Raw genomic sequence first — 13,551 nt, 5'->3', positions numbered from 1 at the left:
ATCACCCCGCCAGGTCCAGAATTCGTACAACAAGCTGGGAGAAGCTCATTCCTGCCTGACGCGCCGCCATCGGTACAAGGCTATGGCTGGTCATGCCCGGAGAAGTATTCGCTTCCAGCAGATAAAACTGGCCATCGCTGTCCAGCATGACGTCAATACGGCCCCAGCCTTTGCAACCCAGAACATTCCAGGCTTTAAGCACCAGGCTTTGAATGGCTGACTCACGCGCTGGATCCTCCAATCCTGGGCAGAAATATTGCGTCTCATCAGAGAGATACTTCGCCTCATAATCATAGAAGGTTCCAGCCGTCTGGATACGTATTGACGGTAAAATTTCTTCACCGACGATGGCGACGGTAAATTCCGGCCCACTGAGCCATTTTTCGACTAAAACTTCATCATCATGCTGAAAAGCCAACGCCAGTGCACTCGCTAAATCACAGCTTTCGCTGACTTTCGACATCCCAACGCTGGAGCCTTCGCGGCTGGGCTTGATGATGAGCGGCAGACCCAGCGCCGCAATCTGCTGTTCGACATCAGCAGACAATCCGGCGCTAAACTGGGCGCGGGTCAGAGCCACCCACGGCGCGACCGGTAATCCGGCCCCCTGCCACAGCCATTTGCTGCGCAGTTTATCCATTGAAATCGCCGAAGCCATCACGCCGCTGCCGGTATAAGGCAGCTGGATCAGATCCAGCAGCCCCTGCAGCGTGCCATCTTCCCCGCCGCGGCCGTGGAGGGCAATAAACGCTTTCTTAAAGCCCAGCTTTTTCAACTGGGTAATATCGACATCGCGCGGGTCAACCGGATGGGCATCCACCCCGGCTTCACGCAGCCCGGCCAGCACCGCGGCGCCTGAATTCAGCGACACTTCACGTTCAGCGGAGGTTCCACCGAAAAGCACCGCGATTTTATCAGCCATGGCGCTCCTCCTCCGTTTTTTGCGGGATCAGTTTGATTTCAGCCAGGTGACGGGCGATTTTTCCAATGTTTCCGGCCCCCTGCACCAGCACTAAATCGTTGCCGGTCAGCACCGACGCCAGCATCGCCGCGGCCTGCGTCGGGTCGGACACCAGAATCGGGTCAACTTTACCGCGACCACGGATTGTACGGCACAGCGAGCGGCTGTCGGCACCCGGGATCGGCGCTTCGCCTGCCGGGTAGACATCGAGCATCAGCAGCGCATCGACCTGGGTCAGCACGTTGGCGAAATCATCGTACAGATCGCGAGTACGGGTATAACGGTGCGGCTGGAATACCATCACCAGATTTTTATCCGGCCAGCCGGCACGCGCCGCTTTGATAGTGGCGTCGACTTCCGTCGGGTGGTGGCCATAGTCATCGATCAGCATCGCGCTGCCCGCTTTGCCGTTGACTTCCGTCAGCGGATATTCGCCAAGGAAGTCGAAACGACGGCCGGTACCCTGGAAGCTTTCCAGCGCGCGCAGGATAGCCTGATCGTCAATCCCCTCTTCCGTCGCCACGGCGACCGCCGCCGCCGCGTTCAGCGCGTTATGGCGTCCCGGGGCATTGAGCGTCACCTGCAGCAGTTCTTTATCCTGACGCACCAGGCGGAAATGCCCCTGCGCTCCAACCTGACGGTAGTCTTCTACGCGGACGTCGGCGTCGTCGCTAAAACCGTAGGTGGTGATCTGCCGGCCGACGCGCGGCAGCAGTTCTCGGATCACCGGGTCATCCACACACATCACCGCGCGTCCGTAGAACGGCAGGTTGTGCAGGAAGTTAATAAAGGTCTGCTTCAGATTCTCGAAATCGCCATGGTAGGTGTCCATGTGGTCGGCTTCGATGTTGGTAACAATGGCCACCATCGGCTGCAGGTGCAGGAACGATGCATCGCTCTCATCCGCTTCCGCAATCAGGTAACGGCTATGGCCGAGGCGCGCATGGACGCCCGCCGCTTTCACCAACCCGCCGTTGACGAAAGTCGGGTCCAGCCCGGCTTCGGCGTAAATACTGGATACCATCGCGGTGGTGGTGGTTTTGCCATGGGTCCCGGCAATGGCGATCCCGTGACGGAAGCGCATCAGCTCCGCCAGCATTTCCGCACGACGGATCACCGGGATACGCGCCTCGTGCGCGGCGACGATTTCCGGGTTATCGGCGGAAATCGCGCTGGAAACTACGACCACGCTGGCATCGCGCACGTTTTCCGGGCGATGATTGAAATAAATAGTGGCGCCAAGCTGCGACAGCTGCTGGGTCACCGGATTCGGCGCCAGGTCGGAGCCGCTGATCTGATAACCTTCGTTAGCCAACACTTCGGCAATACCGCCCATACCGGCACCGCCGATGCCGACAAAGTGAATGTGCCGGACGCGACGCATCTCGGGCACTATGGAACGCAGTTTTGCCAAATCTTGTGTATTCATTCTTTACGCCATCAACTTCTGTATTCGGGCGGTGAAAATCACCGCAATTAGCGCGCCAAAGCTACGGCGCTGACCTCTTCTGCTACCCGCTCGGTAGCGTCCGGAATCGAAGCGCCACGCGCTCGTTCCGCCATATCCAGCAAGGTTTCCCGATCCCAGCTCGCCAGAGTAGAGGCTACCGCCTCAACCGTGAACGCCGGCTGTTCGAGAATTTTCGCCGCGCCGGCTTTCTCCAGCGGCAGCGCATTCCAGTACTGCTGACGATCTTTGTGCTGGAACGGTACAAACAGCGCCGGTAAGCCCGCAGCCGCGATTTCGCTAACCGTCAGGGCGCCGGAACGGCATACCACAACATCTGCCCAGGCATACGCCGCGGCCATATCATCAATAAATTCCGTCACTTTATGCTGCGGCTGCCCCGCGGCGGCATAGGCCTGCTGTACGGTTTGCTGGCCGCCTTTACCGCTCTGATGCCAGATGGTCACCGTATCGCCGAGCTTCGCCGCCACCTGCGGCATGGTCTGGTTCAGGACGCGCGCGCCCTGAGAGCCACCGACCACCAACACGCGAATCGGCCCCTGACGGCCCACCAGACGCTGCCCCGGCAGCGGCAGCGCCAGCACATCTGTGCGCACCGGATTCCCGACCACGTCCGCATGCGGAAAGGCGCCGGGAAACGCCTGCATCACTTTCTTCGCAATCTTCGCCAGCCATTTGTTGGTCAGGCCGGCAATGCCGTTTTGTTCGTGGAGGACCACCGGGATCCCCAGCGACCACGCCGCCAGGCCGCCAGGCCCGGACACATAGCCGCCCATGCCCAGCACCACGTCCGGCTGGAAACGCTTCATGATCGCCCGCGCCTGGCGCCAGGCGTTGAAGATCCGTATCGGCGCCAGCAGCTGTGCTTTAATCCCTTTGCCACGCAGGCCGGAGATACGGATAAAATCAATCTCGATGCCGTTTTTCGGCACTAAATCCGCTTCCATACGATCGGCGGTACCCAGCCAGCGAACCTGCCAGCCCTGGTCCATTAGATAGTGTGCGACCGCCAGTCCCGGGAACACATGCCCGCCGGTACCGCCCGCCATCACCATCAACCGCTTTTCCTGACCGCTCATCGAACACCCCGTGTAAACGCCTGGGCTTTTTCCAGACGCGTTTCATAATCAATTCGCAACAACAACATGATGGCCGTCGACATAATCAGCAGACTGGAACCACCATAACTGATCAGCGGCAGCGTCAAACCTTTCGTCGGCAGCATCCCCGCCGCCGCCCCGACGTTAACTAACGCCTGGAAGCTAAACCAGATACCAATCGCACAGGCGAGGAAGCCGGAGAAGCGATGATCGATCTCCAGCGCTTTTCGGCCAATCGACATGGCGCGGAAAGCGACGAAGAATACCATTAAAAGCGCCAGTACCACACCGATATAACCGAGTTCTTCGCCGATGATGGCGAAGATAAAGTCAGTGTGCGCTTCCGGCAAATACTCCAGTTTTTGCACCGAGTTGCCGAGTCCCTGCCCCCACATCTCGCCGCGGCCAAAGGCCATCAGCGACTGGGTCAGCTGATAGCCGCTGCCGAACGGGTCTTCCCACGGGTTCCAGAAGGAGGTCACGCGGCGAATACGGTACGGTTCGGCGAGGATCAACAGGACCACCGCCGAGATGCCCATGCCGATAATAGCGATGAACTGCCACAGCTTGGCGCCGGCGAGGAAAAGCATCGCCAGCGTGGTGACGAACAGCACCACCACCGTACCGAGGTCAGGCTGCGCCAGCAGCAGGATCGCCAGCACGAAAATCACGCCCATCGGTTTTAAGAAGCCGCGCAGATTGTTGCGCACTTCGTCGGCTTTGCGCACCAGATAGTTGGCGATGTAGCAGAACAGCGACAGCTTGGTGAACTCCGCCGGCTGGATGCGCAGCGGACCGAGGGCGATCCAGCGCGATGCGCCGTTTACCGAGCTACCCACCACCAGCACGATCAGCAGCATGACGATCGAGGCAATCAGCATCGCGGTACTGTGGCGCTGCCAGAAATCCATCGGCAGGCGCAGCGTCACCAGCGCGAGGACAAAGGCCAGCACAATGTACAGGCCGTCACGTTTGGCGAAGAGGAAAGGATCGTTCGCCAGGCGCTGTCCCACCGGCATTGACGCCGAGGTCACCATAATAAAGCCGATCGCCGCCAGACCGAAGGTCAGCCACAGCAGCATCCGGTCATACATCACCAGACTGTCGTTATCTTTTGGGCGCGAGCCCATCACCCAGCCTTTCAGCGCGGCGAACAGCCAGGCGAAGATAAACATCCCCGGCAGTCGCGGCAGTCTCAACCGAGGCAAGCTCAGCTGCGGCATTCTCAGGCGTGGGAGAGAGAAACGCATCAACCTAACTCCTTCGCCAGGCGGGCAAACATCTCGCCCCGTTGTTCAAAGTTCTTAAACTGATCCAGGCTGGCGCAGGCTGGCGACAGGAGAACCATATCGCCCGCCTTCACCAGGGGCGCTATCTGACGCATCGCCTGCTCCATGGTTTCAGTTTGTACCGCCACCTCAGGACGCAGCTCGGCGAGCTCGGCGCCGTCGCGACCAAAGCAGTACAGACGGATACAATCGCCGCCAAGGTAGCGCTTCAGCGGAGTGAAATCAGCGGACTTGCCGTCGCCGCCCAGCAGCAGATACAGCGTGCCATCAAGCTGCAGGCCGTTCAGCGCCGCCTCGGTACTGCCGACGTTGGTTGCCTTCGAGTCGTTAATCCAGCGCACGCCGTTGTGATCCAACACCAGCTGGAAGCGATGCGCCAGGCCAGTAAAGGTGGTCAGCGCCTTCAGGCTGCTGGCACGCGGCAGACCCGCGGCATCGGCCAGCGCCAGCGCCGCCAGGGCGTTGCTGTAGTTATGCTGACCCGTGATAGACATCTCTTTCACATTGAGGACTTTCTCACCTTTTACGCGCAGCCAGGTCTCGCCCTGCTGACGGTTAAGGTGATAGTCACCGACGTCGATACCAAAGCTGATGCAGCGATCGTCCGCGCCGCGTACCGGCATGGTGAGCGCATCGTCCGCGTTGACCACGCAGGTCTTCGCATTCTCGTAAATCCGCAGCTTCGCCGCGCGATACTGCTGCAGCCCCAGCGGGTAGCGGTCCATATGGTCCTCAGTCACGTTGAGGATGGTTGCCGCCACCGCCTGCAGGCTGGAGGTGGTTTCCAGCTGGAAGCTGGAGAGCTCCAGTACATACAGCTCACGATCGGTATCCAGCAGCATCAGCGCCGGCAGGCCGATATTGCCGCCCACGCCGACGTTAATCCCGGCCGCTTTCGCCATCTCGCCCACCAGGGTGGTGACGGTGCTTTTGCCATTCGAGCCGGTAATGGCGATGATCGGCGCCTGCGCTTCGCGGCAGAACAGTTCGATATCGCCAACGATCTCTACGCCAGCGTCTGCCGCCGCGCTCAACGAAGGATGGGCCAGCGCGATGCCAGGACTGGCGACAATCAGATCCGCCGCCAGCAGCCAGGTATCATTGAGGCCACCGACATGGCATTCGACCGATTCAGGCAATTTATCCAGCCCAGGAGGCGCGACGCGGGTGTCCATCACGCGCGGGGTTACGCCGCGCGCCATGAAAAAGTCCACGCATGACAGGCCGGTCATGCCCAGCCCAATAATGACGACTTTTTTACCCTGATAATCTGCCATGATTAACGTACCTTCAGCGTCGCCAGGCCAATCAGCACCAGCATCAGCGAAATAATCCAGAAGCGCACGATAACGCGCGGCTCCGGCCAGCCTTTCAGTTCATAGTGGTGGTGGATCGGCGCCATGCGGAAGATACGCTGACCGCGCAGCTTAAAGGAGCCAACCTGCAGGATCACCGACAGGGTCTCCACCACGAAAACGCCGCCCATAATCACCAGCAGGAATTCCTGACGCAGCAGCACGGCGATAATACCCAGCGCGCCGCCGAGCGCCAGCGAACCGACGTCGCCCATAAAGACCTGCGCCGGGTAGGTGTTAAACCACAGAAAGCCTAGCCCCGCGCCGACGATCGCCGTACAGACGATCACCAGTTCGCCGGCGTGGCGCAGATAAGGAATGTGCAGGTAGTTGGCGAAATTCATGTTACCGGTCGCCCACGCCACCAGCGCAAAACCCGCCGCGACGAAGACGGTGGGCATGATCGCCAGGCCGTCGAGACCGTCGGTCAGGTTAACCGCGTTGCCGGTGCCGACGATCACGAAGTAGGCCAGCAGGATATAGAACAGCCCCAGCTGCGGCATGACGTCTTTAAAGAACGGCACCACCAGCTCGGTCGCCGGGGTGTCTTTCCCCGCCAGATACAGGGCAAAGGCGACCCCAAGGGCAATCACCGACATCCAGAAGTACTTCCAGCGGGCGATCAGGCCTTTGGTGTCTTTGCGCACCACTTTACGGTAGTCATCAACGAAGCCGATGATGCCGTAGCCGATCAGCACCGTCAGCACGCACCAGACGTACGGGTTGGACGGGTAAGCCCACAGCAGCACCGACACGGTGATCGCGGTGAGGATCATGATCCCCCCCATGGTCGGGGTACCGCGCTTACTGAAATGAGACTCCGGACCGTCGTTACGAACCACCTGGCCGAAGGAGAGTTTTTGCAGACGGGCGATCATGCGCGGGCCCATCCACAGAGAGATGAACAGCGCGGTCAGCAGGCTGACGATGGCGCGAAACGTCAGATACGAAAAGACGTTAAAGCCGGAATAATATTTGACCAAATGTTCGGCCAGCCATACTAACATGTCCCAGTCTCCTGTAATGCGCGTACTACCTCTTCCATGGCGGCACTACGTGAACCCTTCACTAAAATGGTCATTATCTTATGCTCCGCCAGCAGCTCGCGCAGGCGAGCCACCACGGCGGCTTTATCGTTAAAATGTTCGCCCACGCCGCTGGCGTGGCTGATATCCGCGCTCAAGGCGCCGACGCTGAGAACGCGATCCAGGCCTGCCGCTTTCGCCGCTTCGCCGACTTCACGGTGGCAAGCCGCGCTTTCCGCGCCAAGTTCGGCCATATCGCCGACCACCATCGTCCGGAAGCCGGGCATCTCTGACAGGACCTGCACCGCCGCGGTCATCGAACCGACGTTAGCGTTGTAGGAGTCATCCAGCAGCAGCTGGCTCTCGGTCAGGCGGATCGGGAACAGACGTCCCGGAACGGCCTGCAGCTGCGCCAGACCGGCTTTCACCGCCGCCAGATCGGCGCCTACCGCCATCGCCAGCGAGGTCGCCGCCAGCGCGTTAGCGATGTTGTGGCGTCCCGGCAGCGGCAGCAGTACATCAACGTTACCGGTTGGAGTCTGCAGCGTAAATTCGGTGCCGTGGCTGGTGATCTGCACGTTAGTCGCAGTGAAATCGCTGTTGGCCGCATTCGGTGAGAAGCGCCACACTTTGCGATCGCCAATCACCGCCTGCCAGTTCAGCCAGTCGTTGTTGTCGGCATTGAGAATGGCGATGCCGTTTTCCGGCAGTCCGGTATAGATTTCGCCCTTCGCCTTCGCCACGCCCGCCAGCGAGCCGAAACCTTCAAGGTGCGCGGCGGCAAGGTTGTTGACCAGCGCCGCTTCAGGACGCGTCAGGCTGACGGTCCAGGCGATTTCGCCCTGGTGGTTGGCGCCGAGCTCAATCACCGCGTACTGATGTTCTTCGGTCAGACGCAGCAGAGTCATCGGTACGCCGATATCGTTGTTCAGGTTACCGGCGGTATACAGCGTATTGCCGCACTGGCTGAGGATCGCCGCGGTCATCTCTTTGACCGAGGTTTTACCGGACGAGCCGGTTAGGGCGACGACGCGGGTCGGCACCTGCTGACGGACCCAGGCGGCTAACTCGCCGAAAGCCTGCCGGGTATCTTTCACGATCACCTGCGGGAGATCGCAGGCCAGCGGACGGCTCACCAGCAGCGCGCCGGCGCCTGCCGCTTTCGCCTGTTCGGCAAAATCATGGGCGTCGAAACGCTCGCCTTTTAGCGCCACAAACAGGCAGCCCGCTGTGACTTTACGGGTGTCGGTGGTTACCTCGTCGATAGCGATATCGCTACCCTGCCGTTCGCCATGGGCGATCGCGGCGAGCTGGCTTAACGTAAAGCGAATCATGCTACCGCTCCCAGCAGACGCGCGACGGTGACGCGGTCGGAATAATCCAGACGACGGTTACCGACGATCTGGTAATCTTCATGGCCTTTACCCGCCACCAGCACCACGTCGTTCTCCTGCGCCTGCATCACGGCGTTGGTCACCGCTTCCGCACGGCCTTCCATCACTTTTGCATGACCTGCATCGAGCATGCCGGCCAGAATATCGTTGATAATCGCCCGCGGTTCTTCGGTACGCGGGTTGTCGTCAGTGACGACCACGATATCGGCGAACTCTTCTGCAATCGCCCCCATCAGCGGACGCTTGCCTTTGTCACGGTCGCCGCCGCAGCCGAAGACGCACCACAGCTTGCCGCTGCAGTGCAGGCGCGCGGCCTGCAGTGCTTTTTCCAGCGCGTCAGGGGTATGGGCATAATCCACCACCACCGCCGGTTTACCGGGCGCGCTGAACACTTCCATACGGCCGCATACCGGCTGTAAACGCGCCGCAGTTTTCAGCAGATCGGCCAGCGGATAGCCCAGCGCCAGCAGCGTGGCCAGCGCCAACAGGAGGTTGCTAACGTTAAAGGCGCCCATCAGGCGGCTTTCGATTTCACCGTTGCCCCAGCTGGAGTCAAACTGGATGGTGGCGCCGCTGTCGTGATAGTTAACCGCGGTGGCCTTCAGCCAGCGGCCGTGGCAGTTCGGATTGATATGATCTTCCATCGACACCGCCACCGCGTCCGGCAGCTTCGCCAGCCAGCGACGACCGACTTCATCGTCAGCGTTGACGATGGCCTGGCCGCAATGGTGGGTGGAGTACAGCAGCCATTTCGCCGCTTCGTAGTGCGCCATGTCGCCATGGTAGTCGAGGTGGTCGCGGCTCAGGTTGGTAAATACCGAGGCGGCAAACTGCAGGGCCGCCACGCGGTGCTGCACCAGCCCGTGGGAAGAGACTTCCATCGCGCCGAAGGTTGCCCCCTGCTCGACCAGGCCGGAAAGCACGTGCTGAACATCGACCGCAGAACCGGTGGTGTTTTCGCTCGGCACCACTTTATCCAGCAGGCCGTTGCCGACGGTCCCCATCACCGCGCTGGTTTCGCCGAGTAGTTTCGCCCATTGCGCCAGAAGCTGGGTGGTGGTGGTTTTGCCGTTGGTACCGGTCACGCCCACCAGACGCAGTTGCTGCGACGGCTGATGATAAAAACGCCCGGCCAGCGCCGATAAGCGTTCGTTAAGCTGGCTCAGGTAGATAACCGGCACGCCGTGCATTTCACGGATCTCACCGTCTTTAGCTTCGCCCTGGGCTTCAGCAATAATGGCAGCCACACCTTGCGCTATCGCCTGCGGGATATAACGACGCCCGTCCGCCTGATGACCCTGTACCGCGATAAAGAGATCGCCGGAAGCAGCCACCCGGCTGTCCAGCGTCATCTCTCGCAGAATGCGCTCCGGTGCGTTTGGCACCCATGGAGCGAGAAGGTCGCGCAAATTACGATCTGCCACCTGTTCCCTCGCCTTGATTAATTACAAATTCACTTTTTTCGCCCGTTGCCAGCGCATCCGGCTCGATGTTCATGGTGCGCAATACGCCGCCCATGATGGCACCGAACACCGGCGCGGAAACGGCGCCACCGTAGTATTTACCTGCCTGCGGGTCGTTGATCACCACCACCAGCGCAAAGCGCGGATGGCTGGCGGGCGCAACGCCTGCGGTGTAAGCAATATATTTGTTGATGTAGCGGCCATCCGGCCCCACTTTTTTCGCCGTACCGGTTTTAATCGCGATGCGATAGCCTTTGATCGCCGCTTTCACGCCGCCGCCGCCAGGCAGCGCCACGCTTTCCATCATATGAACGACGGTACGAACGAGTGATTCCGGGAAGACACGTTCGCCCGGAACCGGTGGATCAACTTTGGTAATCGACAGCGGGCGATAGATGCCGTAGCTGCCAATCGTTGCGTAGACTCGCGCTAACTGTAACGGGGTTACCATTAGCCCGTAGCCGAAAGAAAAGGTGGCCCTCTCTATGTCAGACCACCGTTGTTTTTGAGGATATAAGCCACTGCGTTCTCCGACCAACCCCAAATTGGTCGCCTTTCCAAGCCCAAAACGTGAGTAAGTATCTACTAACGCTGAGGACGGCATCGCTAACGCCAGCTTAGAAACACCGACGTTACTCGACTTCTGTAGTACCCCGGTCAGGGTCAATTCGCTGTAGCGCGCCACGTCTTTAATTTCGTGGCCGTTAATTCGATAAGGCACGGTATTGAGCACGGTATTTTCGTTGACGATACCGCGCTGCAGCGCCGTCATCACCACCATCGGCTTCACCGTCGAACCCGGTTCGAACACGTCGGTGATGGCGCGGTTACGCATGGTGTCTTTCGCCGTGCCGGCAAAGTTGTTTGGGTTGTAGGACGGGCTGTTGGCCATCGCCAGCACTTCGCCGGTGTTCACGTCCACTAACACCGCGCTGCCGGACTCGGCTTTGTTAAAGGCCACGGCGTTGTTCAGCTCACGATAGACCAGCGCCTGCAGACGCTCGTCGATGCTCAGCGCCAGGTTGTGCGCCGCCTGGCTGTCGGTGGAAGAGATGTCTTCAATTACCCGGCCATAGCGGTCTTTACGCACGATACGCTCGCCCGGCTGGCCGGTAAGCCATTTATCAAAGCTCTTTTCGACCCCTTCAATCCCCTGGCTGTCGACGTTGGTAAAGCCGATGAGGTGAGCGGTCACTTCCCCGGAAGGGTAGTAACGACGGGATTCTTCACGCAGATGAATGCCCGGCAGCTTCAGTTTTTTGATGTAGTCGGCCATGTCAGGGTTAACCTGACGCGCCAGATAGATGAAACGCATCCGCGGATTGGTATTGATGCGCGTCGCCAGCTGATCCAGCGGCATATTGAGGGCATCCGCCAGCGCCTTCCAGCGCGTATCCAGGGTTACCCCGCCGGCATCATGAAGTTCTTTTGGATCGGCCCAGATAGCCTTCACCGGCACGCTGACCGCAAGCGGACGACCGGAGCGGTCGGTAATCATCCCGCGCGCGGTGGATACTTCCTGTACGCGCAGAGAACGCATATCGCCCTGGCGCACCAGCATGTCCGGGCTGACTACCTGTAGCCAGGCAACCCGCCCCAGCAGAAAAGCCAGCGCCAGTAGAATACAGCCGCACAGCAACGCAAAACGCCAACTGATAAAGTTGGCCTGTTCTTCCTGACGTTTTGCTTTAGGCGTTTTTGGCGCTGCTTTCATCCGTCGCAATAATCCTTATTTCTGTACAACGATATTTTCTTGGGATGGATCGACGTGCTGCATCTGCAACTTCTCGGTCGCGATCCGCTCAACCCGACTGTGATCGCCGAGCGCGTTCTCTTCGAGGATCAGGTTGCGCCATTCAATGTCCAGGGCGTCGCGTTCCAGAACCAGTTGTTCACGCTGCGCGGTCAGCAGGCGCGTGTGGTGCGCGGTGGTGACCACGGTAATCGCCGTAATAATGATGCAAATGAACAGGCAGAGTGGCAGTTTCCCAAACCGCAGAAGGTCGTCCCCGATCACGCCAGGCAAAGCATGGCGCTCGTTGCTTCCAATCGACCCTTTAACCTTGCTTAAGGCCTCTGTCACTCTGCCGATCATGCGTTCGTCCTCTCTGCAATACGCAGCACTGAACTACGGGCGCGTGGATTCTCTGCCACCTCTTCTTCGCCCGGCATCAACTTGCCTAGTGCTCGTAACTCACGGCCGCCCAGTTTTTTGAGCTGCGATTCGGTCATCGGTATTCCCGCCGGAACCTGCGGACCGCGGCTTTGCTCGCGCATAAAGCGCTTTACAATGCGATCTTCCAGCGAATGAAAACTAATGATCGACAGCCGCCCACCCGGGGCCAGCACGCTGAGCGAGCTTTTTAGCGCCTGCTCTATCTCCTCCAGTTCACTGTTTACCCAAATGCGCACCGCCTGGAAGGTACGGGTCGCGGGATGTTTGTGCTTATCTTTTACCGGCATAGCCGCGGCGATGACCTCCGCCAGCTCTTTGGTGCGAGTCATCGGTGCAATGCGATTACGTTCAACGATCGCGCGGGCAATCCGTTTGCCGAAACGCTCTTCGCCGAAGGTTTTAATCACCCAGGCGATATCCGCTTCTTCAGCGGTCTGCAACCATTCGGCCGCAGACTGACCGCGCGTCGGATCCATGCGCATATCCAGCGGTCCGTCGCGCATAAAGGAAAAACCGCGTTCCGCATCGTCAAGCTGTGGGGAAGAGACGCCGAGATCGAGCAGAATGCCGTCGATCTTACCGGTAAGATTGCGCTCGCCGACATAATCAGCAAGCTGTGAAAATGGACCATGTACGATGGAAAAGCGGGGATCATCGATGGTTTGCGCGACGGCAATCGCCTGTGGATCGCGATCGATTGCCAGCAAGCGTCCTTCCGCTCCCAGCCGGGAGAGGATCAGGCGCGAGTGACCGCCGCGACCAAAGGTACCATCAATATAGATACCGTCTGGACGAATATTGAGGCCGTTGACGGCTTCATCCAGAAGTACCGTAGTGTGTTTAAAATTTTCCATCATTTTTATAAAGACAAATCCTGCAGGCGCTCCGACAGTTCACCGGTCGCGGACTGCTCAGCGTCGATATCTTCCTTGACCCGTTGATACCAGGTCGTTTCGTCCCACAGTTCAAATTTATTAAACTGCCCGACCAGCATCACTTCTTTTGTCAGCCCGGCATGCTGCCGTAACACCGGCGCAATCAGCAAGCGACCGGCATTATCCATCTGACATTCGCTGGCATGACCCAGAAGCAAACGCTGTACGCGCCGCTCAACGGGATTCATGCTCGATAAACGCGACAATTTCTGCTCGATGACTTCCCATTCAGGCAATGGATAAAGCAGCAGGCACGGGTGATGAATGTCAATGGTGCATACCAATTGACCGGCAGCGTCCTCGATCAGCCCATCGCGATAACGCGTTGGCACGGCCAGGCGGCCTTTGCTGTCGAGATTGACTAACGTTGCTCCACGGAACATGC

Annotated in this window: 12 protein-coding genes; all 12 read right to left on the bottom strand. The window is 59.3% G+C overall.

Annotated elements, in window-relative coordinates:
• Window position 1: 1 nt before the first annotated feature.
• The 12 genes from GQR96_RS03950 to mraZ are packed head-to-tail and all read right to left on the bottom strand — an operon-like array spanning window position 2 to window position 13,549.
• Window positions 2–922 carry a D-alanine--D-alanine ligase gene (locus tag GQR96_RS03950; protein WP_004204341.1) on the bottom strand — a complete coding sequence of 307 codons (921 nt, stop codon included), beginning with the start codon at window positions 920–922 and terminating at the stop codon, window positions 2–4.
• Window positions 915–2,390 (bottom strand): UDP-N-acetylmuramate--L-alanine ligase, encoded by a 1,476-nt coding sequence (murC, locus tag GQR96_RS03945; RefSeq protein ID WP_017901185.1) that lies wholly within the window; start codon window positions 2,388–2,390, stop codon window positions 915–917. The genes GQR96_RS03950 and murC overlap by 8 nt, the downstream gene beginning before the upstream one ends.
• A 47-nt stretch (window positions 2,391–2,437) precedes the next feature.
• A complete protein-coding gene (murG, locus tag GQR96_RS03940; protein ID WP_048294155.1) occupies window positions 2,438–3,508 on the bottom strand; it encodes an undecaprenyldiphospho-muramoylpentapeptide beta-N-acetylglucosaminyltransferase in 1,071 nt (356 codons plus the stop codon).
• Window positions 3,505–4,779: a cell division protein FtsW gene (gene ftsW, locus GQR96_RS03935; RefSeq protein ID WP_004204337.1), complete on the bottom strand. Its 1,275-nt coding sequence runs from the start codon at window positions 4,777–4,779 to the stop codon at window positions 3,505–3,507. Before ftsW ends, murG begins: the two co-directional genes overlap by 4 nt.
• Window positions 4,779–6,095 carry a UDP-N-acetylmuramoyl-L-alanine--D-glutamate ligase gene (gene murD, locus GQR96_RS03930; protein ID WP_069135395.1) on the bottom strand — a complete coding sequence of 439 codons (1,317 nt, stop codon included), beginning with the start codon at window positions 6,093–6,095 and terminating at the stop codon, window positions 4,779–4,781. The genes ftsW and murD overlap by 1 nt, the downstream gene beginning before the upstream one ends.
• Window positions 6,096–6,097: 2 nt before the next feature.
• Entirely contained in the window at window positions 6,098–7,180 is a 1,083-nt protein-coding gene (mraY, locus tag GQR96_RS03925) for a phospho-N-acetylmuramoyl-pentapeptide-transferase (RefSeq protein ID WP_004204335.1), read from the bottom strand.
• Window positions 7,174–8,532, bottom strand: a complete 1,359-nt coding sequence (gene murF / locus GQR96_RS03920; protein ID WP_053810767.1) for a UDP-N-acetylmuramoyl-tripeptide--D-alanyl-D-alanine ligase — start codon at window positions 8,530–8,532, stop codon at window positions 7,174–7,176. The genes mraY and murF overlap by 7 nt, the downstream gene beginning before the upstream one ends.
• Entirely contained in the window at window positions 8,529–10,016 is a 1,488-nt protein-coding gene (murE, locus tag GQR96_RS03915; RefSeq protein WP_017901188.1) for a UDP-N-acetylmuramoyl-L-alanyl-D-glutamate--2,6-diaminopimelate ligase, read from the bottom strand. The genes murF and murE overlap by 4 nt, the downstream gene beginning before the upstream one ends.
• On the bottom strand, window positions 10,003–11,769 hold the full coding sequence (locus GQR96_RS03910; protein WP_004204330.1) for a peptidoglycan glycosyltransferase FtsI: 1,767 nt from the start codon (window positions 11,767–11,769) through the stop codon (window positions 10,003–10,005). The genes murE and GQR96_RS03910 overlap by 14 nt, the downstream gene beginning before the upstream one ends.
• Window positions 11,770–11,784: 15 nt before the next feature.
• Window positions 11,785–12,150, bottom strand: a complete 366-nt coding sequence (gene ftsL, locus GQR96_RS03905) for a cell division protein FtsL (protein WP_002888550.1) — start codon at window positions 12,148–12,150, stop codon at window positions 11,785–11,787.
• Window positions 12,147–13,088 (bottom strand): 16S rRNA (cytosine(1402)-N(4))-methyltransferase RsmH, encoded by a 942-nt coding sequence (rsmH, locus tag GQR96_RS03900; RefSeq protein WP_017901189.1) that lies wholly within the window; start codon window positions 13,086–13,088, stop codon window positions 12,147–12,149. The genes ftsL and rsmH overlap by 4 nt, the downstream gene beginning before the upstream one ends.
• Window positions 13,089–13,090: 2 nt before the next feature.
• Window positions 13,091–13,549 carry a division/cell wall cluster transcriptional repressor MraZ gene (gene mraZ, locus GQR96_RS03895; RefSeq protein WP_004204327.1) on the bottom strand — a complete coding sequence of 153 codons (459 nt, stop codon included), beginning with the start codon at window positions 13,547–13,549 and terminating at the stop codon, window positions 13,091–13,093.
• Window positions 13,550–13,551: the final 2 nt, after the last annotated feature.

The organism is Klebsiella sp. PCX (genome assembly GCF_021869705.1).
GTDB lineage: Bacteria > Pseudomonadota > Gammaproteobacteria > Enterobacterales > Enterobacteriaceae > Klebsiella > Klebsiella quasipneumoniae.
The sequence above is the reverse complement of the archived record's forward strand: the minus strand, read 5'-3'. Positions and strand labels throughout refer to the sequence as shown.